The organism is Escherichia sp. Lx600-2, assembly GCF_036662595.1.
Taxonomy (GTDB): Bacteria; Pseudomonadota; Gammaproteobacteria; order Enterobacterales; family Enterobacteriaceae; genus Escherichia; species Escherichia coli.
The window spans coordinates 67,230-88,580 of sequence record NZ_JAYQWM010000012.1 but is presented as its reverse complement, the minus strand read 5'-3'; the positions used below and the strand labels follow the sequence as shown (position 1 = coordinate 88,580).

General features: G+C 51.3%; 20 protein-coding genes and 1 pseudogene. 13 read left to right on the top strand and 8 right to left on the bottom strand.

The features are described 5' to 3' along the window. Positions 1–19 precede the first annotated feature (19 nt). From OQV04_RS06975 to OQV04_RS06965, 3 genes and pseudogenes are all read right to left on the bottom strand, one after another. Positions 20–607: pseudogene (locus OQV04_RS06975) on the bottom strand (DNA-binding protein); the annotation flags it as partial. A gap of 122 nt (positions 608–729) precedes the next feature. After that, complete coding sequence (gene tabA, locus OQV04_RS06970) at positions 730–1,182, bottom strand: toxin-antitoxin biofilm protein TabA (RefSeq protein ID WP_000583470.1); 453 nt, start codon at positions 1,180–1,182, stop codon at positions 730–732. A gap of 144 nt (positions 1,183–1,326) precedes the next feature. Then, complete coding sequence (locus OQV04_RS06965; protein WP_000256656.1) at positions 1,327–1,920, bottom strand: TetR/AcrR family transcriptional regulator; 594 nt, start codon at positions 1,918–1,920, stop codon at positions 1,327–1,329. Between the two features lie 70 nt (positions 1,921–1,990). On the opposite strand from OQV04_RS06965, the gene bdcA reads away from it, so the two are divergent. The 6 genes from bdcA (at position 1,991) to ridA (ending at position 5,517) form a co-directional block, all read left to right on the top strand. Next, positions 1,991–2,704, top strand: a complete 714-nt coding sequence (gene bdcA, locus OQV04_RS06960; RefSeq protein ID WP_000500727.1) for an SDR family oxidoreductase — start codon at positions 1,991–1,993, stop codon at positions 2,702–2,704. Between the two features lie 130 nt (positions 2,705–2,834). Continuing rightward, positions 2,835–3,230, top strand: a complete 396-nt coding sequence (locus OQV04_RS06955) for a RidA family protein (protein WP_000230262.1) — start codon at positions 2,835–2,837, stop codon at positions 3,228–3,230. Positions 3,231–3,510: 280 nt separating this feature from the next. Further along, positions 3,511–3,645 (top strand): pyr operon leader peptide, encoded by a 135-nt coding sequence (gene pyrL, locus OQV04_RS06950; protein WP_001296693.1) that lies wholly within the window; start codon positions 3,511–3,513, stop codon positions 3,643–3,645. 3 nt (positions 3,646–3,648) lie between these two features. Further along, entirely contained in the window at positions 3,649–4,584 is a 936-nt protein-coding gene (gene pyrB / locus OQV04_RS06945) for an aspartate carbamoyltransferase (RefSeq protein WP_000013046.1), read from the top strand. A 12-nt stretch (positions 4,585–4,596) separates the two neighbouring features. Beyond that, positions 4,597–5,058 (top strand): aspartate carbamoyltransferase regulatory subunit, encoded by a 462-nt coding sequence (gene pyrI / locus OQV04_RS06940; RefSeq protein WP_000148581.1) that lies wholly within the window; start codon positions 4,597–4,599, stop codon positions 5,056–5,058. Positions 5,059–5,130: 72 nt separating this feature from the next. Further along, positions 5,131–5,517 (top strand): 2-iminobutanoate/2-iminopropanoate deaminase, encoded by a 387-nt coding sequence (gene ridA / locus OQV04_RS06935; RefSeq protein WP_000047539.1) that lies wholly within the window; start codon positions 5,131–5,133, stop codon positions 5,515–5,517. A gap of 205 nt (positions 5,518–5,722) precedes the next feature. Here ridA and mgtA read toward each other — a convergent pair whose 3' ends face one another. Beyond that, positions 5,723–8,419: a magnesium-translocating P-type ATPase gene (mgtA, locus tag OQV04_RS06930; protein ID WP_000471866.1), complete on the bottom strand. Its 2,697-nt coding sequence runs from the start codon at positions 8,417–8,419 to the stop codon at positions 5,723–5,725. Between the two features lie 140 nt (positions 8,420–8,559). Then, positions 8,560–8,613 (bottom strand): mgtA regulatory leader peptide MgtL, encoded by a 54-nt coding sequence (gene mgtL, locus OQV04_RS06925; protein ID WP_001387276.1) that lies wholly within the window; start codon positions 8,611–8,613, stop codon positions 8,560–8,562. A gap of 184 nt (positions 8,614–8,797) precedes the next feature. Between mgtL and treR the strand changes: the two genes are divergently transcribed. The 5 genes from treR to nrdG all read left to right on the top strand — a co-directional run bounded on the left by treR (position 8,798) and on the right by nrdG (position 16,146). Next, positions 8,798–9,745 (top strand): trehalose operon repressor TreR, encoded by a 948-nt coding sequence (treR, locus tag OQV04_RS06920; protein WP_001181324.1) that lies wholly within the window; start codon positions 8,798–8,800, stop codon positions 9,743–9,745. Between the two features lie 118 nt (positions 9,746–9,863). After that, positions 9,864–11,285 carry a PTS trehalose transporter subunit IIBC gene (gene treB / locus OQV04_RS06915; RefSeq protein ID WP_001299664.1) on the top strand — a complete coding sequence of 474 codons (1,422 nt, stop codon included), beginning with the start codon at positions 9,864–9,866 and terminating at the stop codon, positions 11,283–11,285. 49 nt (positions 11,286–11,334) lie between these two features. Next, positions 11,335–12,990 carry an alpha,alpha-phosphotrehalase gene (gene treC, locus OQV04_RS06910; protein WP_001329675.1) on the top strand — a complete coding sequence of 552 codons (1,656 nt, stop codon included), beginning with the start codon at positions 11,335–11,337 and terminating at the stop codon, positions 12,988–12,990. Positions 12,991–13,383: 393 nt separating this feature from the next. After that, positions 13,384–15,522, top strand: a complete 2,139-nt coding sequence (gene nrdD, locus OQV04_RS06905; RefSeq protein WP_000187791.1) for an anaerobic ribonucleoside-triphosphate reductase — start codon at positions 13,384–13,386, stop codon at positions 15,520–15,522. 159 nt (positions 15,523–15,681) lie between these two features. Next, positions 15,682–16,146 carry an anaerobic ribonucleoside-triphosphate reductase-activating protein gene (gene nrdG / locus OQV04_RS06900; RefSeq protein WP_001106233.1) on the top strand — a complete coding sequence of 155 codons (465 nt, stop codon included), beginning with the start codon at positions 15,682–15,684 and terminating at the stop codon, positions 16,144–16,146. A 44-nt stretch (positions 16,147–16,190) separates the two neighbouring features. Here the strand turns inward: nrdG and cybC are convergent, their stop codons facing one another. Continuing rightward, complete coding sequence (cybC, locus tag OQV04_RS06895) at positions 16,191–16,577, bottom strand: cytochrome b562 (protein WP_001232246.1); 387 nt, start codon at positions 16,575–16,577, stop codon at positions 16,191–16,193. A 54-nt stretch (positions 16,578–16,631) separates the two neighbouring features. Beyond that, the gene (pmbA, locus tag OQV04_RS06890; RefSeq protein ID WP_001162160.1) at positions 16,632–17,984 is read right to left on the bottom strand and encodes a metalloprotease PmbA; all 1,353 of its coding nucleotides are present in this window, start codon (positions 17,982–17,984) and stop codon (positions 16,632–16,634) included. A 94-nt stretch (positions 17,985–18,078) separates the two neighbouring features. Between pmbA and yjgA the strand changes: the two genes are divergently transcribed. Beyond that, the gene (gene yjgA / locus OQV04_RS06885) at positions 18,079–18,630 is read left to right on the top strand and encodes a ribosome biogenesis factor YjgA (protein WP_000166270.1); all 552 of its coding nucleotides are present in this window, start codon (positions 18,079–18,081) and stop codon (positions 18,628–18,630) included. Between the two features lie 155 nt (positions 18,631–18,785). Here the strand turns inward: yjgA and mpl are convergent, their stop codons facing one another. Continuing rightward, positions 18,786–20,159 carry a UDP-N-acetylmuramate:L-alanyl-gamma-D-glutamyl-meso-diaminopimelate ligase gene (mpl, locus tag OQV04_RS06880; RefSeq protein ID WP_001219792.1) on the bottom strand — a complete coding sequence of 458 codons (1,374 nt, stop codon included), beginning with the start codon at positions 20,157–20,159 and terminating at the stop codon, positions 18,786–18,788. A 175-nt stretch (positions 20,160–20,334) separates the two neighbouring features. Here mpl and fbp point away from each other — a divergent pair, with 175 nt between their 5' ends. Then, entirely contained in the window at positions 20,335–21,333 is a 999-nt protein-coding gene (fbp, locus tag OQV04_RS06875; protein ID WP_332641606.1) for a class 1 fructose-bisphosphatase, read from the top strand. Positions 21,334–21,351: the final 18 nt, after the last annotated feature.

The window sequence follows — 21,351 nt, the reverse complement described above, 5'->3', positions numbered from 1 at the left end:
ATCGTTATGAAGGGAAGTCCTGAGAATTATTTAACTCCTGCGGAATATTTAATAGACGAGCTATTTCCTTGTTAGCTTCGCGTTGGTAACACGCCAGAATCTTGTTAGTAATCAGGTGTAATGAACTCTCATCTTTTCTTTCAAAGGACTTCCCTTCATAACGATTAGTCGAACCATCAGGTTGTGTAAATATAATGACTGTATGTCCTTCACGAATCCCATTATTAAAAGCTGAGGCAAGTGTAATTTCTATTTCCACCTTAGATAAATCCGCTCGCTCCCCTTCAGGATTATTCATAACAAACTTCATTATCTCACTACCATCATTATTTTTGATATAAGATGAGGACTTAATATGAGCCATCATATTTCTACCCGCTTCGTTGGAGCGTTTGCTAAAATCCACATAACCCAGGGTAAATATCTTAGCCAAAAACTCCAAAAATGCTCTGGGAGAAAGAATATTGCTTCTGCTATTCTGCCCTCCGGCAATTCGGGCAAAATCATTCATTCCCACATACCAGGTATCTAAGTCTTCATTTTTTTGTTTACAATTGTCGGCTGATGTAATGTTTTGAGAAAAATTCCAACCTGATATTTTGCTCATGACGGACTCCTTGAGTTAATAAGAACGTCTAAGCATTACAAATTTTACTCACAAAAAAATATCAAAAAACGCTCTTTTCACAAACTCGCCGTAAACCTGGAGTTATTTACGGCGAAAAGTCATCACGCCATCAGCATCTTCACTACTGCTTTGCGAACCTGGGCTGGTGCACCCACTGCGCACAGCGGTTTATGCACTTCCCCCGGATAAAACACAACAAAATCACCTTCATTAAGGATAACTGTTTTCTCATCAACGCCTTCCGGCAAAAATGCGATGTCTTTATCAGCTAACCAGTCGGTATCCGGCGTGCCTGCAGGTTGCGTGCTGAAGGTCATGCCTTCCTGACCTTTTAACACAATCTGAATGTCGAGATAGCGGGCATGGTACTCCGCACGGCGGGCTTCGTACGGCTCGGTCATATCTTCCGAGATAAGATAAAACAGACGATTGCCTTCGATATCGTGCTTGCCCTTTGGCGTTTCTGCCGTAACGTGTGCTTTGATATGCTCAATCGCCTGGCGTAACTCCTGGGGTAGCCACGGCTGAAGATTATGAATATTTCCGATGATCATCTTTTCCACTCCTTAATTAAAACAACGTTTCATTTCTATCGTTATACGAAAAGATGATCAATTCCGCTAGCCTTAACGCGTGAATTATTGTCTTATCACAACTTATCGGCAGGCGCGTTCCCGCCTTTCGGATCAAGGCCAGCATCACTCCTTGAGAAGAGTTTTTATCGCTTCCCCCGCCAGTGCAGCTGTTGCACAGAGTTGTTCGATTGAGTGCCCCTCCCGTGCCTTCGCAGAAAGCCCTGACATCACGGTACTCATAAAATCAGTCACACATTGTGCGCTTTGTGGATGCCGCCTGGCGATATAGTCATAAATGGTCGTTTCTGCGGCGTGATAATATTGAACGGCAATATCACGCGCTAGTGGATCATGACTATGAATACCTTCAAGAACCATACAGCCAGCGCAGCCGCCGTTTTGGCTATATCTGCGCGCCGCTTCTTTTAATACCTCAACCAGGCACTCGCCTACTGGACGATCATCACGAAGAATATCGGCAAGCGGAATAGCTTCCGTACCGACGTATTCATTGAGTACACGGCTAAATAACCCAGCTTTACTGCCAAAAGCCGCGTAGAGGCTCGGGGGGTTAATACCAAGATAATCAGTAACTTCAGCAACACTGACAGCATCGAAACCTTTTTGGTGAAAAAGCACTTTTGCCGCAGAGATTGCCTGCTCAGGAGCGAAACGTCTGGGACGACCTGGAACGCGAGATTGTTTTTTAGTGACCATTACAAAACCTGTTGACAGAAAGTTAAAACAGTTTTGTAATGCATGTTACATAATAAATCAAGGAGTCCTTATGGGCGCTTTTACAGGTAAGACAGTTCTCATCCTCGGTGGCAGTCGTGGTATCGGTGCCGCTATCGTACGTCGTTTCGTCACCGATGGGGCCAATGTACGATTCACCTATGCGGGGTCGAAAGATGCCGCTAAACGCCTGGCACAAGAGACTGGAGCGACAGCAGTATTCACAGATAGTGCTGACAGAGACGCTGTCATTGATGTCGTTCGTAAGAGCGGCGCATTGGATATCCTGGTGGTAAATGCAGGTATTGGCGTCTTTGGCGAGGCCCTGGAATTAAATGCCGACGATATTGATCGCCTTTTCAAAATCAATATTCATGCTCCTTATCATGCCTCTGTTGAAGCCGCCCGGCAGATGCCCGAAGGCGGGCGCATCTTAATCATCGGCTCCGTGAATGGCGATCGTATGCCTGTTGCAGGCATGGCTGCTTATGCCGCCAGCAAATCTGCCCTGCAAGGCATGGCGCGCGGGCTGGCCCGTGATTTTGGACCGCGTGGGATCACCATTAACGTCGTCCAGCCAGGGCCAATTGATACCGACGCTAATCCCGCCAACGGGCCAATGCGCGATATGTTGCATAGTTTGATGGCTATCAAAAGACATGGGCAACCGGAAGAGGTCGCTGGTATGGTCGCATGGTTAGCAGGGCCAGAAGCCAGTTTTGTTACCGGCGCGATGCATACCATTGATGGCGCGTTTGGCGCATAACCGACTACGCTCAATTAAGCCCAGCCATTATCCATGATGTCTGGGTTTTGTTTACTCACGTCGTCCGCTAAAAGCGGCTCCCGGTAAAGAGAAATCTTCTGTTCATGTCGTAAATCTTGAGGATAACCAAATGGTAGAAAGAACCGCTGTTTTCCCTGCTGGCCAACATTCACTGTATGCAGAACATCGTTATTCTGCGGCTATTCGTTCCGGCGATTTGCTGTTTGTTTCCGGGCAAGTAGGAAGTCGAGAGGACGGAACACCAGAACCCGATTTTCAGCAACAAGTCAGACTGGCATTTGATAATTTGCATGCGACCCTGGCTGCTGCGGGATGCACTTTTGACGATATCATTGATGTTACGAGCTTCCATACCGATCCAGAAAACCAATTTGAAGACATCATGACGGTGAAAAATGAAATATTTAGCGCCCCACCTTATCCAAACTGGACGGCGGTAGGTGTTACATGGCTGGCAGGCTTTGATTTTGAAATTAAAGTGATAGCGCGCATCCCTGAGCAGTAAGCAATAGTGTTAGCCGTTCGTTTTCACACTCCGCCCTATAAGTCGGATGAATGGAATAAAATGCATATCTGATTGCGTGAAAGTGAAAAAGAAAAAAGCAGGAAATGTCTGCAATTATTGATACCGAACGACCGTTCCCCTGCAGAATCACAACAAATAAAAATGCATGTATTTTGACTTATAATTCAAATAAACCGTTTGCGCTGACAAAATATTGCATCAAATGCTTGCACCGCTTCTGACGATGAGTATAATGCCGGACAATTTGCCGGGAGGATGTATGGTTCAGTGTGTTCGACATTTTGTCTTACCGCGTCTGAAAAAAGACGCTGGCCTGCCGTTTTTCTTCCCGTTGATCACCCATTCCCAGCCCCTCAATCGAGGGGCTTTTTTTTGCCCAGGCGTCAGGAGATAAAAGATGGCTAATCCGCTATATCAGAAACATATCATTTCCATAAACGACCTTAGTCGCGATGACCTTAATCTGGTGCTGGCGACAGCGGCGAAACTGAAAGCAAACCCGCAACCAGAGCTGTTGAAGCACAAAGTCATTGCCAGCTGTTTCTTCGAAGCCTCTACCCGTACCCGCCTCTCTTTCGAAACATCTATGCACCGCCTGGGTGCCAGCGTGGTGGGCTTCTCCGACAGCGCCAATACATCACTGGGTAAAAAGGGCGAAACGCTGGCCGATACCATTTCGGTTATCAGCACTTACGTCGATGCGATAGTGATGCGTCATCCGCAGGAAGGTGCGGCGCGCCTGGCCACCGAGTTTTCCGGCAATGTACCGGTACTGAATGCCGGTGATGGCTCCAACCAACATCCGACGCAAACCTTGCTGGACTTATTCACTATTCAGGAAACCCAGGGGCGTCTGGACAATCTCCACGTCGCAATGGTTGGTGACCTGAAATATGGCCGCACCGTTCACTCCCTGACTCAGGCGTTAGCGAAGTTCGACGGCAACCGTTTTTACTTCATCGCGCCGGACGCGCTGGCAATGCCGCAATACATTCTGGATATGCTTGATGAAAAAGGGATCGCCTGGAGTCTGCACAGCTCTATTGAAGAAGTGATGGCGGAAGTAGACATCCTGTACATGACCCGCGTGCAAAAAGAGCGTCTGGACCCGTCCGAGTACGCCAACGTGAAAGCGCAGTTTGTTCTTCGCGCCAGCGATCTCCACAACGCCAAAGCCAATATGAAAGTGCTGCATCCGCTGCCGCGTGTTGATGAGATTGCGACGGATGTTGATAAAACGCCACACGCCTGGTACTTCCAGCAGGCAGGCAATGGGATTTTCGCTCGCCAGGCGTTACTGGCACTGGTTCTGAATCGCGATCTGGTACTGTAAGGGGAAATAGAGATGACACACGATAATAAATTGCAGGTTGAAGCTATTAAACGCGGCACGGTAATTGACCATATCCCCGCCCAGATCGGTTTTAAGCTGTTGAGTCTGTTCAAGCTGACCGAAACGGATCAGCGCATCACCATCGGTCTGAACTTGCCTTCTGGCGAGATGGGCCGCAAAGATCTGATCAAAATCGAAAATACCTTTTTGAGTGAAGATCAGGTAGATCAACTGGCATTGTATGCGCCGCAAGCCACGGTTAACCGTATCGACAACTATGAAGTGGTGGGTAAATCGCGCCCCAGTCTGCCAGAGCGCATCGACAATGTGCTGGTCTGCCCGAACAGCAACTGTATCAGCCATGCCGAACCGGTTTCTTCCAGCTTTGCCGTGCGAAAACGCGCCAATGACATCGCGCTCAAATGCAAATACTGTGAAAAAGAGTTTTCCCATAATGTGGTGCTGGCCAATTAATTGCGGTTGGTAATAAAAGTCTGGCTCCCTATAATGAGCCAGACTTTTTACCGCTGTAATAAAGGAGAAATCATGAGCAAAACTATCGCGACGGAAAATGCACCGGCAGCTATCGGTCCTTACGTACAGGGCGTTGATCTGGGCAATATGATCATCACCTCCGGTCAGATCCCGGTAAATCCGAAAACGGGTGAAGTACCGGCAGACGTCGCTGCACAGGCACGTCAGTCGCTGGATAACGTAAAAGCGATTGTCGAAGCCGCTGGCCTGAAAGTGGGCGATATCGTTAAAACCACCGTGTTTGTGAAAGATCTGAACGACTTCGCAACCGTAAACGCCACTTACGAAGCCTTCTTCACCGAACACAACGCCACCTTCCCGGCACGTTCTTGCGTTGAAGTTGCCCGTCTGCCGAAAGACGTAAAAATTGAGATCGAAGCGATCGCTGTTCGTCGCTAATCTTGATGGAAATCCGGGCTATCATGCCCGGATTAAGTCTGATGACAAACGCAAAATCGCCTGATGCGCTACGCTTATCAGGCCTACGTGATTCCTGCAATTTATTGAATTTATTGGCCGGATAAGGCATTTACGCCGCATCCGGCATGAACAAAGCTTACTTTGTCTACAATCTGAATCGGGGCTATCGTGCCCAGTTTATTCTTTATTGCCAGCCGTAACGACGGCTATAAAATCCTTTCACCAACTGGGTTAACGTCATATACCCTGCCAGAATCGCAACCAGCCACGGGAAATAGCTTAACGGCAGCGCCTGCAGCTGCAGATAACTGGCCAGCGGTGAAAACGGCAATGCGATCCCGACAATCATCACGATCACGGTCATGATCATTAACGGCCACGATGCACAGCTCTGAATAAACGGCACACGGCGGGTACGGATCATATGCACAATCAGCGTTTGCGACAGTAAGCCCACCACAAACCATCCCGACTGGAACAGCGTTTGCGTTTCCGGCGTGTTGGCATGGAATACCCACCACATCAGGCAAAACGTCAGAATATCGAAGATCGAGCTGATCGGTCCGAAGAAGATCATAAAGCGCCCCAGATCCGCCGGATTCCAACGTTGCGGCTTTTGAATTTGCTCGTCGTCGACGTTATCAAACGGGATCGCCACCTGTGACACATCGTACAGCAGGTTCTGAATAAGCAAGTGTAACGGCAACATCGGCAGGAAGGGCAAGAAAGCACTCGCTACCAGCACGCTGAACACATTACCGAAGTTAGAGCTCGCCGTCATTTTGATGTATTTCAGCATGTTGGCGAAAGTGCGACGTCCCTCAATAACCCCCTCTTCCAGCACCATCAGGCTTTTTTCCAGCAGGATGATATCAGCCGCTTCACGGGCTATATCTACCGCGCCATCCACAGAAATGCCGATATCCGCAGCGCGTAAGGCGGGCGCATCATTAATACCATCGCCCATAAAGCCAACCACATGCCCTTCGCGCTTCAGTAAGGTCACAATGCGTTCTTTATGCATCGGCGTCAGACGAGCAAACAGCGTGGTGCGCTGTGCGAGATTTGCCAGTTCGTCGTCAGATAGCGTTTCAATATCACTACCAATGACCACCTCTCCCGCGTCCAGCCCCACTTCATGGCACACTTTCGCTGCAACTAACTCACTGTCGCCAGTAAGGATTTTTACGGTAATTCCACTCGCTTTTAATGCCTTCAGTGCCGGAGCAGTTGTCTCTTTTGGCGGATCAAGGAAAGCAATATATCCTTCGAGGATCAGGTCGGATTCATCCGCCCGCTGGTAATCTCCTTCACGCGCTGGCAGGTATTTCGTCGCCACCGCAACCACGCGCAGCCCCTGACGATTCAGCGTATCAGTAACCCGCTTAATCTTACGCAGCATGATGTCATCGAGCGGCACAATCTCGCCATTGTGACGCACCTGCGAACACACATTGAGGATTTCCTGCAATGCACCTTTGCAAACCAGCTGATGGTGCTCGGTATTTTCTGCCACTACCACCGACATCCGGCGACGCTCGAAATCAAACGGAATCTCATCGATTTTTTGCCAACGACTGGCCAGCGAGCGCGCTGACTCTTCATCCGTACCTTCGAGCACCGCTGTATCGAGCAGGTTTTTAAGTCCGGTCTGATAATGACTGTTCAACCACGCGCTATGCAGCACGCGTTCGCTGGTTTTACCGGAGATATCGGTATGATTCTCCAGCACAATTTTGTCCTGTGTCAGGGTGCCAGTTTTATCAGTGCACAGAATATCCATTGCGCCAAAGTTCTGAATAGCATCCAGATGTTTGACGATCACTTTCTGTTTCGACAGCTTTACTGCGCCGCGCGCCAGCGTCGAGGTAACAATCATCGGCAACATTTCCGGCGTTAAGCCTACCGCGACCGAAAGCGCAAACAGTGCCGCTTCCCACCAGTCGCCTTTGGTGTAACCATTGATTAACAGCACCACCGGAGCCATCACCAGCATAAAGCGAATCAGCAGCATACTGACGCGGCTGATCCCTTGCTGAAAGGCATTCGGCTCGCTTTCCTGCTCACTAACACGCCCCGCCAGTTGACCAAACCAGGTATTGGCACCTGTAGCAATCACCATTGCTTGTGCCGTGCCGCTCACCACGGTGGTGCCCATAAAACACAGGGTGTCGCACTCCAGCGGATTGCTGTGCTCCGGCTGGCGAGTGGTAGCTGCTTTTTCTACGGGCAGAGACTCACCGGTTAACGACGCCTGAGCGACGAACAGATCCCGCGCCTGCAAGATACGTAAATCTGCCGGGATCATATCCCCCGCCGCCAGTTTTATAATATCGCCGGGCACCAGCTGGTCGATCGGGATCTCCAGCCAGCCATTTTCGCCTTTGTCGTTAATTACGCGCAGCACCGTCGCAGTATTGCTGACCATCGCTTTCAGGGCATCTGCCGCTTTAGTGGAACGTGCTTCCTGAATAAAGTTCAGCAACGTAGAAATAGCGACCATTAGCGCGATAACGCCCGCGGCAAATAAATCTTCCGTGGCGTAAGAAATAGCGCCGAGAATGGTGAGTAAAATATTAAATGGGTTGCGATAGCAGACCCATAAATGTACCCACCACGGCGACGGTTGTTGTGCGGGTAATTTATTTTCACCATGTTGTTCGCGGGCAGATTCCACTTCCGCCTGATTTAACCCTTCCGGATGGGTGTCGAACGTTTTCCATAATTCTTCTTCGGGCATCACCGCCATTTTCAGGCAATGCGCACTTAAGGACGGCGGGACCGCCGTATTCACTGTCTGCTGCGCGCCAGGCAATGGATCGCGATGAACCAGACGGGAAGGTAAATGGCGAATGAGCCGGGTAAAAATTTCTTTAAACATAAGGAGTCCCTCCGCACTGTCTGAAACAGTACAGAAATGTCTTCAGGCGTGGCGAAGCCTTACCTGAAGGTAATAAAGCTGAGCAGGGACGTTAAAACGTCACGGCCTTACGCATCCGGTAACGCCGTGAAAAGACGGGCTTACCGGAAAAGTTTTAATCTCCGTCGAGGGAGAGGCGTGGGATCAGGTTCCATATAACCTCCGGTAAGTGAAAAAAGCGCCGCAAATAATAAGGAGAATCCAATAATATTCGTAGCATCTATGGCGATATAATACCTGCTGGCAACTAAACCAACGATAAACCAGACTTTACCCATTGCTGAATGCACGGGTAAAGTTAGGCTCAAATAATTAAACAACACGTTACAGGACAACAGGATGCAAAATCGGCTGACCATCAAAGACATCGCACGCTTAAGCGGCGTGGGGAAATCTACAGTTTCCCGGGTGCTGAATAACGAAAGCGGCGTGAGCCAGCGCACCCGCGAGCGTGTTGAAGCAGTGATGAATCAGCATGGATTTTCCCCTTCCCGCTCTGCGCGCGCTATGCGTGGGCAAAGCGATAAAGTGGTCGCCATCATTGTTACCCGTCTGGATTCGTTGTCAGAAAATCTCGCCGTTCAAACCATGCTGCCAGCGTTCTATGAACAAGGTTACGACCCAATCATGATGGAAAGTCAGTTTTCCCCACAATTAGTTGCCGAACATTTGGGGGTGCTGAAACGGCGTAATATCGACGGCGTAGTGCTGTTCGGTTTTACTGGCATAACAGAAGAAATGTTAGCCCACTGGCAGTCATCGCTGGTTCTGCTGGCGCGTGACGCAAAAGGTTTTGCTTCGGTCTGTTATGACGACGAAGGGGCAATCAAGATCCTGATGCAACGGCTGTATGACCAGGGGCATCGTAATATCAGTTATCTCGGCGTGCCGCATAGTGACGTGACGACCGGGAAGCGACGTCACGAAGCCTACCTGGCGTTCTGCAAAGCGCATAAACTGCATCCCGTTGCCGCTCTGCCAGGCCTTGCTATGAAGCAAGGCTATGAGAACGTAGCAAAAGTGATTACGCCTGAAACTACCGCCTTACTGTGCGCAACCGACACGCTGGCACTTGGCGCAAGTAAATACCTGCAAGAGCAACGCATCGACACCTTGCAACTGGCGAGCGTCGGTAATACGCCATTAATGAAATTCCTTCATCCGGAGATCGTCACCGTAGATCCTGGTTACGCCGAAGCTGGACGCCAGGCGGCCTGCCAGTTGATCGCACAGGTAACCGGGCGCAGCGAACCGCAACAAATCATCATCCCCGCCACCCTGTCCTGATCGTTTCCTGAACGATAAATTGTGATCTTCGCTGCGTTTCGGGAACGTTCCCGTTTTTAAATTTTTCCGCGCAATATATTCTGCAGCCAACCAAAAATGTCATCTGCCATGGGGCTTTATGATGAGCAAAATAAACCAAACGGATATCGATCGGTTGATTGAACTGGTCGGCGGGCGCGGCAATATTGCGACAGTGAGCCACTGTATTACTCGCCTGCGCTTTGTCCTCAACCAACCGGCCAATGCCAGACCGAAAGAAATTGAGCAACTCCCCATGGTGAAAGGCTGTTTCACCAATGCCGGGCAATTTCAGGTGGTGATTGGCACCAATGTGGGTGATTACTATCAAGCACTAATAGCGTCAACCGGACAGGCGCAGGTTGATAAAGAGCAGGTAAAAAAAGCCGCCCGGCAGAATATGAAATGGCATGAGCAGTTGATCTCTCATTTCGCGGAGATCTTCTTCCCGTTGCTGCCCGCGTTGATTAGCGGCGGTTTGATCCTCGGTTTTCGCAATGTGATCGGCGATTTGCCCATGAGCAACGGTCAAACGCTGGCGCAAATGTACCCTTCCCTGCAAACGATCTACGATTTTCTGTGGTTGATCGGTGAAGCGATCTTCTTCTACCTGCCGGTCGGGATTTGCTGGTCAGCGGTGAAAAAAATGGGCGGCACGCCGATCCTCGGTATCGTGCTTGGCGTGACACTGGTTTCTCCACAGCTGATGAACGCTTATCTGCTCGGGCAGCAGCTGCCGGAAGTGTGGGACTTTGGCATGTTCAGCATCGCCAAAGTAGGCTATCAGGCGCAGGTGATCCCGGCACTGTTAGCCGGACTGGCGCTGGGCGTTATTGAAACTCGCCTTAAACGCATCGTGCCGGATTACCTCTATCTGGTGGTGGTACCCGTCTGTTCGCTGATCCTCGCGGTGTTCCTCGCCCATGCGCTGATTGGTCCGTTTGGTCGCATGATTGGCGATGGCGTTGCCTTTGCGGTACGTCACCTGATGACCGGCAGCTTTGCTCCGATTGGTGCGGCATTGTTTGGCTTCCTGTACGCGCCGCTGGTGATCACCGGCGTACACCAGACCACCCTTGCTATTGATTTGCAGATGATTCAAAGCATGGGTGGCACGCCAGTGTGGCCGCTGATTGCGCTGTCGAATATCGCTCAGGGCTCCGCCGTGATAGGCATTATCATTTCCAGCCGCAAGCACAATGAACGCGAGATCTCCGTGCCTGCCGCTATCTCCGCCTGGCTTGGGGTCACTGAGCCTGCAATGTACGGCATCAACCTGAAATATCGCTTCCCGATGCTGTGCGCGATGATTGGTTCTGGTCTGGCAGGATTGCTATGCGGCCTGAACGGCGTTATGGCGAATGGCATCGGCGTAGGCGGCCTGCCGGGAATTCTCTCGATTCAACCGAGCTACTGGCAGGTGTTTGCGCTGGCAATGGCTATCGCCATCATCATCCCGATTGTACTCACCTCGTTTATCTATCAGCGGAAATACCGCCTGGGCACGCTGGACATTGTTTAATTTTCTTCGGGGCGCAATTGCGCCCTCTCGCATTTGCAGGAATAACGTAATGACTAATCTTCCCCACTGGTGGCAAAACGGCGTTATCTACCAGATTTATCCAAAGAGTTTTCAGGACACCACGGGTAGCGGCACCGGCGATTTACGTGGCGTTATCCAACGCCTGGGCTATCTGCATAAACTGGGCGTTGATGCCATCTGGCTAACCCCCTTTTATGTCTCTCCCCAGGTCGATAACGGTTACGACGTAGCGAACTATACGGCGATTGATCCCACTTACGGCACGCTGGACGATTTTGACGAACTGGTGACGCAGGCAAAATCGCGCGGGATTCGTATCATTCTCGATATGGTGTTTAACCATACCTCTACCCAACATGCCTGGTTTCGCGAGGCGCTGAACAAAGAAAGCCCTTACCGCCAGTTTTATATCTGGCGCGATGGCGAACCAGAAACGCCACCGAACAACTGGCGTTCAAAATTTGGCGGTAGTGCGTGGCGCTGGCATGCGGAAAGCGAACAGTACTATTTGCATCTCTTTGCACCAGAGCAGGCGGATCTCAACTGGGAGAATCCAGCGGTACGCGCAGAGCTGAAAAAAGTCTGTGAGTTCTGGGCCGATCGTGGGGTCGACGGGTTGCGCCTGGATGTGGTGAATCTGATCTCCAAAGACCCACGTTTCCCTGATGACCTGGATGGCGACGGGCGTCGCTTCTACACCGACGGGCCACGAGCACACGAGTTTTTGCACGAGATGAACCGCGATGTGTTTACGCCACGCGGGTTAATGACCGTAGGTGAAATGTCCTCCACCAGCCTTGAGCATTGCCAGCGATACGCGGCACTGACAGGCAGTGAATTGTCGATGACCTTTAATTTTCATCACCTGAAGGTCGATTATCCCGGTGGTGAAAAATGGACGCTGGCTAAACCTGACTTTGTGGCGTTGAAAACATTGTTCCGCCACTGGCAACAAGGAATGCACAACGTGGCATGGAATGCCTTGTTCTGGTGTAACCACGATCAGCCGCGCATTATTTCTCGCTTTGGTGATGAAGGTGAATACCGCGTGCCTGCGGCAAAAATGCTGGCGATGGTGCTGCATGGCATGCAGGGAACGCCGTATATCTACCAGGGCGAAGAGATTGGCATGACCAACCCGCATTTCACGCGCATTACTGACTATCGCGACGTGGAGAGCCTCAATATGTTTGCCGAGCTGCGCAACGATGGTCGTGATGCCGACGAGTTATTGGCAATCCTCGCCAGTAAATCCCGTGACAACAGCCGCACGCCCATGCAATGGAGCAACGGCGATAATGCCGGGTTTACGGCTGGCGAACCGTGGATTGGCCTGGGCGATAACTATCAACAAATCAACGTAGAAGCCGCGCTGGCCGATGAGTCCTCGGTGTTTTACACCTACCAAAAGTTAATCGCACTGCGTAAGCAAGAAGCCATCCTGACATGGGGCAATTACCAGGATCTGCTGCCAAACAGCCCTGTATTGTGGTGCTATCGCCGTGAATGGAAGGGGCAAACCTTGCTGGTCATTGCCAACCTTAGCCGTGAGATCCAACCCTGGCAGCCAGGGCAAATGCGCGGCAACTGGCAGCTTGTGATGCATAACTACGAAGAAGCCTCACCACAACCCTGTGCCATGAATTTACGGCCTTTTGAGGCTGTCTGGTGGTTACAGAAGTAAATCTTCCCTAAGCCCCGGTAATGCCGGTCATTCCGGGGTTTTGTCTGTCAGCATGTTGTTTTTGTTGATTTTTCAACCAGCAAATTCATTAAAAAATTTACATAACGCTGTAGCGCCCGTCATCCGTACGCTCTGCTTTTTACTTTGAGCTACATCAAAAAAAGTTAAAACATCCTTGATGCAAAGCACTATATATAGACTTTAAAATGCGTCCCAACCCAATATGTTGTATTAATCGACTATAATTGCTACTACAGCTCCCCACGAAAAAGGTGCGGCGTTGTGGATAAGCGGATGGCGATTGCGGAAAGCACCGGAAAACGAAACGAAAAAACCGGAAAACGCCTTTCCCAATTTCTGTGGATAACCTGTTCTTAAAAATATGGAGCGATCATGACACCGCATGTGATGAAACGAGACGGCTGCAAAGTGCCGTTTAAATCAGAGCGCATCAAAGAAGCGATTCTGCGTGCAGCTAAAGCAGCGGAAGTCGATGATGCCGATTATTGCGCCACTGTTGCCGCGGTTGTCAGCGAGCAGATGCAGGGCCGCAACCAGGTGGATATCAACGAGATCCAGACCGCAGTTGAAAACCAGCTGATGTCGGGTCCATACAAACAACTGGCTCGCGCTTACATCGAGTACCGTCACGATCGCGACATTGAACGTGAAAAACGCGGTCGCCTGAACCAGGAGATCCGTGGTCTGGTCGAGCAGACCAACGCCTCGTTACTCAACGAAAACGCCAACAAAGACAGCAAGGTGATTCCAACCCAGCGCGACCTGCTGGCCGGGATCGTGGCTAAACACTATGCACGTCAGCACCTGCTGCCGCGTGACGTGGTGCAGGCACATGAGCGTGGCGATATTCACTATCACGATCTCGATTACTCACCGTTTTTCCCGATGTTCAACTGCATGTTGATCGACCTGAAAGGCATGCTGACCCAGGGCTTTAAAATGGGGAACGCCGAGATTGAACCGCCGAAGTCGATCTCAACGGCAACCGCGGTAACTGCGCAGATTATTGCTCAGGTTGCCAGCCATATTTATGGCGGCACCACCATTAACCGTATCGATGAAGTGCTGGCACCGTTTGTCACCGCCAGCTACAACAAACATCGCAAGACCGCAGAAGAGTGGAGCATCCCGGACGCAGAAGGCTACGCTAACTCTCGTACCATTAAAGAGTGCTACGATGCCTTCCAGTCGCTGGAGTACGAAGTAAACACCCTGCATACCGCCAACGGTCAAACGCCGTTTGTAACTTTTGGTTTTGGTCTGGGCACCAGCTGGGAATCGCGCCTGATTCAGGAATCTATCCTGCGTAACCGTATCGCAGGTCTCGGTAAAAACCGTAAAACTGCGGTGTTCCCGAAACTGGTGTTTGCGATTCGCGATGGTCTGAACCATAAAAAAGGCGATCCGAACTACGACATCAAACAGCTGGCGCTGGAGTGCGCAAGCAAGCGCATGTATCCGGATATCCTGAACTACGATCAGGTAGTGAAAGTCACCGGTTCGTTTAAAACCCCGATGGGCTGCCGCAGCTTCCTCGGCGTGTGGGAAAATGAAAACGGCGAGCAGATCCACGATGGTCGTAACAACCTCGGCGTGATCAGCCTGAACCTGCCGCGTATTGCTCTGGAAGCAAAAGGCGATGAAGCCACCTTCTGGAAGCTGCTGGATGAACGTCTGGTGCTGGCACGTAAGGCGCTGATGACCCGTATCGCTCGTCTGGAAGGCGTGAAAGCGCGCGTGGCCCCGATCCTTTATATGGAAGGTGCTTGTGGCGTGCGTCTGAATGCTGACGATGATGTTTCTGAAATCTTCAAAAACGGTCGTGCGTCTATTTCGCTGGGTTACATCGGCATCCACGAAACCATTAACGCGCTGTTCGGCGGCGAGCATGTTTACGACAACGAGCAGCTCCGCGCGAAAGGTATCGCGATTGTTGAACGTCTGCGTCAGGCAGTGGATCAGTGGAAAGAAGAAACGGGTTATGGTTTCAGTCTCTACAGCACGCCGAGTGAAAACCTGTGCGACCGCTTCTGCCGTCTCGATACTGCTGAGTTTGGCGTGGTGCCGGGCGTGACCGATAAAGGTTACTACACCAACAGTTTCCACCTTGATGTGGAGAAGAAGGTTAACCCGTACGACAAGATCGACTTTGAAGCGCCTTACCCGCCGCTGGCGAACGGTGGTTTCATTTGCTACGGCGAGTATCCAAACATTCAGCACAACCTGAAAGCGCTGGAAGATGTCTGGGATTACAGCTATCAGCATGTACCGTATTACGGCACCAATACACCGATTGATGAGTGCTACGAGTGTGGCTTTACCGGTGAGTTCGAGTGCACCAGCAAAGGCTTTACTTGCCCGAAATGTGGTAACCATGACGCCTCCCGTGTGTCGGTAACTCGCCGCGTGTGCGGATATTTAGGTAGCCCGGATGCACGTCCGTTTAACGCTGGTAAGCAGGAAGAAGTTAAGCGCCGCGTTAAACATTTGGGGAATGGGCAGATAGGTTAATCTTCACTCTGCGCTAAGCAAATGCCGGATGCGGCGTAAACGCCTTATCCGGCCTACATTTGGCAACGGCTGTGTAGGCCTGATAAGACGCGACAGCGTCGCATCAGGCATTGATTACCGGATGCAGCCTACACGCGGACTGATAAGCCAGGCGAAATAATGAATTATCATCAGTACTATCCTGTCGACATCGTCAACGGCCCCGGCACTCGCTGCACCCTGTTTGTCTCCGGGTGTGTTCATGAATGCCCCGGTTGCTATAACAAAAGCACATGGCGGGTAAATTCTGGTCAGCCATTTACCAAAGCAATGGAAGACCAGATCATTAACGATCTGAATGACACTCGTATCAAACGCCAGGGGATTTCCCTCTCCGGCGGCGATCCGCTGCATCCGCAAAACGTGCCGGATATTCTGAAACTGGTACAACGCATCCGCGCCGAGTGTCCGGGTAAAGACATCTGGGTGTGGACAGGCTATAAACTCGACGAACTCAACGCTGCGCAAATGCAGGTTGTTGATTTGATTAACGTGCTGGTCGACGGCAAATTTGTGCAGGATTTAAAAGACCCTTCCCTGATCTGGCGCGGCAGCAGCAATCAGGTGGTGCATCATTTGCGATGATAAGTTCCCTGTTACCTGAGTGCAGGCAACAGGGAAATGAGGAATTAACGATACTTCTGGTGATAGGCGTTGCGGGTCGTTTTCAGTTGCTCTGCGGCAGCCTGCGCTTCTTTTACTTTACCTTCATTTGCCAGCTTCAGCGCGTCGTCAATCTGACCGACCAGAATATCGAAACCGTGGCGGAAGTCTTTCATTTCCGGGCTGTCCGGTGATTTGCCTTCAAGCTTCGGCGGCGTCGCTTTTTGCGCATCCAGCGCTGCGGCGCGCATCTTCGTTAACGCGTCTTTGACTTGCGCCGCGTTATCGGCTTTTTCGACCACTTTTAAATTGTCGTTGAGGGTTTCCATATTGTCTTCAAGATCAGCGGCAAACGACGCCGAACTGAATACCAACGAGGAGACTGCAAGAATAGCTAACAGGCTTTTACGCATTGCTCACTTCCTTTTTTATTATGAAGATTTGGCGCGGCAGGTCGCGCCAGTTTTTTACTGCCCGGCGATTTTCATCTCCGGCAACAGCACAGAACCACACTGTATATTACTGCGTGTTTCAATATCGTTACCGACGGTGACAATATTGCGCCACATATCTTTTAAATTACCTGCGATGGTGATTTCACTAACGGGATACTGAATTTCGCCATTCTCTACCCAGAAGCCCGCTGCACCACGGGAATAATCACCGGTAATGGCACTCACGCCCTGGCCCATCAGCTCCGTCACCACCAGCCCGGTGCCCATCTCTTTGAGCATTTGTTCGAAGCTTAGCCCTTGTCCGGCAATCCGCCAGTTGTGAATACCGCCCGCATGTCCGGTGCTTTTCAGCCCCAGTTTCCGCGCCGAGTAGCTGGTCAGCAGCCACTGAGTCAGGATGCCATCTTTAATAATATCGCGACGCTCGGTGCGCACACCTTCGCTGTCGAATGGCGTCGACGCCAGCCCTTTCAGCAGATGCGGATGCTCTTCAATGGTCAGCCAGTCCGGCAGAATTTGTTTACCCAGCGAATCCAGCAGAAAGGTAGATTTACGGTAAACCGAGCCACCCGCTATCGCCCCCACCAGATGGCCAAAAAGCCCGGTTGCCACTTCATTGGCAAAAATGACTGGCGCTTTCATGGTGGAGAGTTTACGCGGTGACAGGCGCGATAAAGTACGGCGAGCACAGTCGGCCCCAACCCACTCTGGCGTTTGCAGATCGCTCATCGCACGACCAATGGTGTAGGCGTAATCACGCTCCATATCGCCATTTTCTTCGGCAATTACACAGCTGGAGAGTGAATGACGCGTAGAGCAGTAACCCTGCAACATGCCGTGGCTGTTGCCAAAAACTTTGACACCGTAGTGGCTGTTAAAACTGCCGCCTTCGGTATTGGTAATGCGTTTGTCCGCCTGCAATGCCGCCTGTTCTGCGCGGGCCGCCAGTTCAATGGCATCATCCGGGGAAACTTCAGCAGGGTGGAACAAGTCGAGATCTGGTGCGTCAAAGGCCAGCAGTTCTTTGTCTGCCAGGCCGGCACAGGGATCTGGCGAGGTATAACGGGCAATATCCAGCGCCGCCTGTACAGTACGGGCAATGGCCTGCGGGCTTAAATCGGTGGATGATGCGCTACCTTTGCGGTTCTGGTGATAAACAGTGATCCCCAGCGCGCCATCGCTATTGAATTCAACATTCTCCACTTCACCATAACGCGTGCTTACGCTAATGCCGGTGGTCTTGCTGACGGCAACTTCCGCACCGTCCGATTTGCCTGAGGCCAACTCCAGCGCAGTGGAAACTGCTTCTTCCAGAATCTTGCGCTGCGCTTCAACTTGAGAGATTACTTTCATTGCAAGTGCCATAATGTAGAGAGTTTCTCTGAAGTCTAACAGAGAACCGTTTTTCAGTGCGCATCTTAACTGGTAACATTAGCCTCTTTTTTTTAAGGAGCCTGAGATGACTAAGCAGCCCGAAGACTGGCTCGACGACGTTCCCGGTGATGACATCGAAGACGAAGACGATGAAATTATCTGGGTCAGTAAAAGTGAAATTAAACGTGATGCCGAGGAGCTAAAACGCCTTGGCGCGGAAATTGTTGATCTGGGGAAAAACGCGCTGGATAAGATCCCGTTAGATGCGGATCTGCGCGCGGCTATTGAGCTCGCCCAGCGTATTAAGATGGAAGGTCGCCGCCGCCAGTTGCAGCTCATCGGTAAGATGCTGCGCCAGCGCGACGTAGAGCCTATTCGTCAGGCGCTGGATAAGCTGAAAAACCGTCACAACCAGCAGGTGGTGCTGTTCCATAAACTGGAAAACCTGCGCGATCGTCTGATCGATCAAGGTGATGACGCCATCGCTGAAGTATTGAATCTGTGGCCCGATGCCGATCGTCAGCAACTGCGTACACTGATCCGCAACGCGAAGAAAGAGAAAGAAGGGAATAAGCCGCCGAAATCCGCACGCCAGATTTTCCAGTATCTGCGCGAACTGGCGGAGAATGAAGGGTAATTTTCGTTGTTGATGTGAGTATGGTTTGCCGGATGCGGTGCACCTGTAGGCCTGATAAGACGCATCAAGCGTCGCATCAGGCACTATGCTCAAATGCCGGATGCGGCGTGAATGCCTTATCCGGCCTACGCACACTATATCAGGCTGAGGCCGAATTACTGCGCAGCTTCCGCCTTCTTCGCCAGACCATCCAGCAGTTTCTGATGGATCCCACCAAAACCGCCGTTGCTCATCACCAGAATATGGTCGCCAGGCTGAGCGGTTTTCACCACCATATCTGCCAGCGTATCCACATCGCCACTCCAGTGTGCAGGCTGAACGCAGGCTTCTGCCACTTCTGCCACCTGCCACGGAATATGCGCCGGTTGCAGCAGGAAGACTTCATCGGCACGACCTAATGAAGGTGCCAGATCGTCTTTGCAGATCCCCATTTTCATGGTATTCGAGCGCGGTTCCAGCACAGCAATAATGCGCGCCGTACCACCAACTTTGCCACGCAGCGCCGCAAGCGTTGCCAGAATCGCCGTCGGGTGATGGGCAAAATCGTCATATACCGTCACACCATTCGCTTCACCACGCAACTCCAGACGGCGACGAGCATTAATAAACGAACCCAGCGCGTTAGCGGCATCTGCCGGCGCTACACCAACATGGCGAGCCGCTGCAATCGCCATCAGGCCATTGTGCATATTATGTTCGCCTACCAGCGACCATTTCACTTCGCCCACTTTTTCGCCATCCAGCAAAACTTCCCATTCGGAAGCATCGGTGGTCAGCTTTTTCGCCTGCCAGTGACCCTGCTCACCCACCAGCTCCTGCTCGCTCCAGCAGCCCATCGCCATGGTCTGTTTCAGGTTGATGTCATTTTCCGGCCAGATAATACGGCCCTGCCCCGGAACGATACGCACCAGATGGTGGAACTGTTTCTGGATCGCTTTCAGGTCGTCAAAGATATCGGCGTGATCGAACTCAAGGTTGTTGAGGATCAGCGTACGCGGGCAGTAATGGACAAATTTAGAGCGTTTGTCGAAGAAGGCGCAGTCATACTCATCCGCTTCGATAACAAAGAAGTCGCTTTCGCCCAGACGCGCCGAAACCTCAAAGTTCCCCGGCACACCGCCGATCACAAATCCCGGTTTGTAACCGCACTGTTCCAGAATCCAGGTCGCCATTCCCGCGGTGGTAGTTTTGCCGTGTGTACCGGCAACGGCCAGCACCCAGCGGTCGCGCAGCACAAAATCGTGCAGCCACTGTGGACCTGACATATAAGGGATGTTTTTTTCCAGTACCGCTTCCACACACGGATTTCCACGGGTCATGGCGTTGCCAATAATCACCAGATCCGGCTGCGGATCGAGCTGGCTGGCATCGTAACCCTGAATCAGCTCAATGCCTTGCTTCTCAAGTAAGGTGCTCATCGGCGGATACACATTGGCGTCCGAACCCGTTACTTCATGGCCTAACTGGCGCGCCAGCATCGCCAGACCGCCCATAAATGTGCCACAAATTCCTAAAATATGAATGCGCATACGTCACTATCCTTTTTTAATCTGCCGCTCATTTTACGCATATGTCGGGCAAGTGAGAAACGCATTTCAGGATAATCCGCAATTTGCTGGCGCGATTCACCTGAGCGCAACATTGAGATTATTTGTTAAGATTGTTGCGGTCGCTTTACTCCATAAACATTGCAGGGAAAGTTTTATGAAAACGTTAGGTGAATTTATTGTCGAAAAGCAGCACGAGTTTTCTCATGCTACCGGTGAGCTCACTGCTTTGCTGTCGGCAATAAAACTGGGCGCCAAGATTATCCATCGCGATATCAACAAAGCAGGACTGGTTGATATCCTGGGTGCCAGCGGTGCTGAGAACGTGCAGGGCGAGGTTCAGCAGAAACTCGACTTGTTCGCTAATGAAAAACTGAAAGCCGCACTGAAAGCACGCGATATCGTTGCGGGCATTGCCTCTGAAGAAGAAGATGAGATTGTCGTCTTTGAAGGCTGTGAACACGCAAAATACGTGGTGCTGATGGACCCCCTGGATGGCTCGTCCAACATCGATGTTAACGTCTCTGTCGGTACCATTTTCTCCATCTACCGCCGCGTTACGCCTGTTGGCACGCCGGTAACGGAAGAAGATTTCCTCCAGCCTGGTAACAAACAGGTTGCGGCAGGTTACGTGGTATACGGCTCCTCTACCATGCTGGTTTACACCACCGGATGCGGTGTTCACGCCTTTACTTACGATCCTTCGCTGGGCGTTTTCTGCCTGTGCCAGGAACGGATGCGCTTCCCGGAGAAAGGCAAAACCTACTCCATCAACGAAGGAAACTACATTAAGTTTCCGAACGGGGTGAAGAAGTACATTAAATTCTGCCAGGAAGAAGATAAATCCACCAACCGCCCGTATACCTCACGTTATATCGGTTCACTGGTCGCGGATTTCCACCGTAACCTGCTGAAAGGCGGTATTTATCTCTACCCAGGCACCGCCAGCCACCCGGACGGCAAACTGCGTTTGCTGTATGAGTGCAACCCGATGGCATTCCTGGCGGAACAAGCGGGCGGTAAAGCGAGCGATGGCAAAGAGCGTATTCTGGATATCATCCCGGAAACTCTGCACCAGCGCCGTTCGTTCTTTGTCGGCAACGACCATATGGTTGAAGATGTCGAACGCTTTATCCGTGAATTCCCGGACGCGTAATCTCCTGCGCCTCTCCAC

Excerpts from the sequence above, each read along its gene's own strand:
- tabA (WP_000583470.1), bottom strand. The coding sequence starts at position 1,182 with ATGATCATCGGAAATATTCATAATCTTCAGCCGTGGCTACCCCAGGAG.
- OQV04_RS06965 (WP_000256656.1), bottom strand. The coding sequence starts at position 1,920 with ATGGTCACTAAAAAACAATCTCGCGTTCCAGGTCGTCCCAGACGTTTC.
- bdcA (WP_000500727.1), top strand. The coding sequence starts at position 1,991 with ATGGGCGCTTTTACAGGTAAGACAGTTCTCATCCTCGGTGGCAGTCGT.
- OQV04_RS06955 (WP_000230262.1), top strand. The coding sequence starts at position 2,835 with ATGGTAGAAAGAACCGCTGTTTTCCCTGCTGGCCAACATTCACTGTAT.
- pyrL (WP_001296693.1), top strand. The coding sequence starts at position 3,511 with ATGGTTCAGTGTGTTCGACATTTTGTCTTACCGCGTCTGAAAAAAGAC.
- pyrB (WP_000013046.1), top strand. The coding sequence starts at position 3,649 with ATGGCTAATCCGCTATATCAGAAACATATCATTTCCATAAACGACCTT.
- pyrI (WP_000148581.1), top strand. The coding sequence starts at position 4,597 with ATGACACACGATAATAAATTGCAGGTTGAAGCTATTAAACGCGGCACG.
- ridA (WP_000047539.1), top strand. The coding sequence starts at position 5,131 with ATGAGCAAAACTATCGCGACGGAAAATGCACCGGCAGCTATCGGTCCT.
- mgtA (WP_000471866.1), bottom strand. The coding sequence starts at position 8,419 with ATGTTTAAAGAAATTTTTACCCGGCTCATTCGCCATTTACCTTCCCGT.
- treR (WP_001181324.1), top strand. The coding sequence starts at position 8,798 with ATGCAAAATCGGCTGACCATCAAAGACATCGCACGCTTAAGCGGCGTG.
- treB (WP_001299664.1), top strand. The coding sequence starts at position 9,864 with ATGATGAGCAAAATAAACCAAACGGATATCGATCGGTTGATTGAACTG.
- treC (WP_001329675.1), top strand. The coding sequence starts at position 11,335 with ATGACTAATCTTCCCCACTGGTGGCAAAACGGCGTTATCTACCAGATT.
- nrdD (WP_000187791.1), top strand. The coding sequence starts at position 13,384 with ATGACACCGCATGTGATGAAACGAGACGGCTGCAAAGTGCCGTTTAAA.
- nrdG (WP_001106233.1), top strand. The coding sequence starts at position 15,682 with ATGAATTATCATCAGTACTATCCTGTCGACATCGTCAACGGCCCCGGC.
- cybC (WP_001232246.1), bottom strand. The coding sequence starts at position 16,577 with ATGCGTAAAAGCCTGTTAGCTATTCTTGCAGTCTCCTCGTTGGTATTC.
- pmbA (WP_001162160.1), bottom strand. The coding sequence starts at position 17,984 with ATGGCACTTGCAATGAAAGTAATCTCTCAAGTTGAAGCGCAGCGCAAG.
- yjgA (WP_000166270.1), top strand. The coding sequence starts at position 18,079 with ATGACTAAGCAGCCCGAAGACTGGCTCGACGACGTTCCCGGTGATGAC.
- mpl (WP_001219792.1), bottom strand. The coding sequence starts at position 20,159 with ATGCGCATTCATATTTTAGGAATTTGTGGCACATTTATGGGCGGTCTG.
- fbp (WP_332641606.1), top strand. The coding sequence starts at position 20,335 with ATGAAAACGTTAGGTGAATTTATTGTCGAAAAGCAGCACGAGTTTTCT.